This window comes from Williamsia sp. (assembly GCF_016462415.1).
Classification (GTDB): Bacteria; Actinomycetota; Actinomycetes; order Mycobacteriales; family Mycobacteriaceae; genus Williamsia_A.
Window position 1 is genome coordinate 1 of the sequence record NZ_JAEMTF010000236.1, and the last position, 1,713, is coordinate 1,713.

At 65.9% G+C, this 1,713-nt stretch carries 2 protein-coding genes; both read left to right on the top strand.

Annotated features, from left to right (window positions below):
* Positions 1-1,266 (top strand): MMPL family transporter (locus tag JHC79_RS23685; protein WP_296395536.1); only part of this gene is annotated, 1,266 nt, incomplete at its 5' end.
* 42 nt (positions 1,267-1,308) lie between these two features.
* Positions 1,309-1,713 (top strand): DUF302 domain-containing protein (locus tag JHC79_RS23690; RefSeq protein ID WP_296395539.1); only part of this gene is annotated, 405 nt, incomplete at its 3' end.

Genomic DNA, 1,713 nt, shown 5'->3' on the forward strand with positions numbered 1-1,713 from the left:
GCTGTGTTCCTGTCCGGACTGACAGTTCTCGTGAGTCTGTCGGCGGTGCTGTTGGTGCCGGCACCGGCCGTGCGCACCATGGCGGTCGGGATCATGCTGGCCGTGGTGTTCGTCCTGGCGGCCACTCTCACGCTGTTGCCGACGGTCCTCGGTGCGCTCGGACCCAGGGTCAACGCCATCGCGCTGCCGTATGCGAAACGTCAGGAGCATCGCTCACCGGTGTTCCACCGGTGGGGCACGCTGCTCCACAAGCATCCGTGGCCGTTCGCCGTCGTCTCACTGGGCATCCTGGTGTTGCTGGCGCTACCGGTGTTCGGACTCAAGGTCGCGATGCCATCGATCTCGGTGGTGCCGCAGGACTCCGCTGTGCGACAGGGCTACGCCCTCGTGCAAGAGCAGTTCGGTCCCGGTGCTCCCGGTGCGTTGCAGGTCGTCGTGCCGCAGACCGACGCTGCCTCGACCGCGACCGCCGCCGCATCGAGTCCGGGAATCGCGATGGTGACCTCGCCGCAGCCCGCGCGCGACGGATCGGGCTACGCATTGCTGCAGGCGATTCCGTCGGTCGACCCGTCCGATGCGCGGATGGGGTCGATCCTGAACACCCTGCGTGACCGGCTGCCCACCGACGCACTGGTCGGCGGCGCTCCCGCAGAGAACCTCGACCTGCAGAAGGCATTGAACGACTACCTGCCGGTCATCGTCGGGGTCATCCTCGCCCTGGGATTCGTGTTGCTCCTCGTCGCGTTGCAGGCACCGCTCATCGCATTGATGGGCACGATCGTCAGCCTGCTCTCGACCGGAGCTGCGTTCGGTGTTGCCAAGCTGATCTTTCAGGACGGGCACGGGTCATCGCTGCTCGGCTTCACCCCGCAGGGATTCCTCGACGGGTGGGGGCCGGTGTTCTTCTTCGCCATGATCTTCGCGATCGCGATGGACTACACCGTGTTCCTGCTGGCCACAGCGAAGGAACACTACGAGCGGTCCGGCGACCCCTACTGCGCCCAGATCGACGGCATGGCTCACTCGGGACGGGTCATCTTCGCCGCCGCGGCGGTGATGGTCGCGGTGTTCTTCACCTTCGCCCTCGCCGATCCACTCCCCCCGAAGGAGATGGGGATCATCCTGGGAGTCGCAGTCCTGCTCGACGCCGTGCTCATCCGACTGATCCTGCTGCCGGTGTTGCTGCGCATCACCGGACACGCCGGGTGGTGGTCGCCCACCTGGCTACGGCGAGCGCTACCGGCGATCAGTTTCTCCCACAACTGAATCACCCCACACCCACCAGCACGACCACACCAAGGAGCACCCATGAACCTCGGACTGACCACCACACTGACCGACACCGACTTCGACGACGCCAAACAGAAAGTGACCGCCGCACTCGCCGACCAGGGCTTCGGCATCCTCACCGAGATCGACGTCCAGGCGACGTTGAAGAAGAAGCTCGACGAGGACATGGAGCCCTACACCATCCTCGGCGCCTGCAACCCCACCCTCGCCCACCAGGCGCTCGGCGTGCAACCACAGATCGGAATGCTGTTGCCCTGCAACGTCGTCGTCCGCGCCGACACCTCCGACACCAGCGGCCGTTCCATGATCATCGAGGCAATGAACCCCGACCTCATGGTGTCCGTCACCGGCGAAGCCGGCCTCGAACCAGTCGCGGCCCGGGCCTCGGAGCTCCTCGGCAACGCCATCGCCGCACTCGACAAC